Source organism: Bradyrhizobium sp. Ken64, from assembly GCF_055807555.1.
Window position 1 is genome coordinate 1 of the sequence record NZ_JBVVPA010000094.1, and the last position, 315, is coordinate 315.

At 68.6% G+C, this 315-nt stretch carries 1 protein-coding gene; it reads right to left on the bottom strand.

Annotated elements, in window-relative coordinates; translation table 11 throughout:
* On the bottom strand, nucleotides 1–315 hold a 315-nt coding region (locus tag AC0L2F_RS35795; protein WP_473251533.1), incomplete at both ends, for a DUF1522 domain-containing protein.

The following is a 315-nucleotide window of genomic DNA, read 5'->3' on the forward strand; positions in this document are numbered from 1 at the left end:
CGTGCCGGCCTGCAGATAGACCGTCGAGTTGCCGGCGCCGTCGGTGAGGACGTTACCGCTCGCACCATACCCGCTCGGAACGCTCGGAGCACCGGTCGAGCCCGGGATCGGCGCGTTCTTGAAGGTGATGACGTGACCGTCGACGTTCAGCGTCGAACCGTCGGCGATGGTCGCACCCAGCGAGGCTGCGCTCGTGGTCCGGTTGACGCTCACGGTGGCGTTGCCGCCGCCCACGGCCGTCGTCAGGGCGAGAGCCTTGAGCAGGTCGGCCTTGCCGGTGACGCTCAGATCCGCACCCGTCGAGCTCTTCAGCGT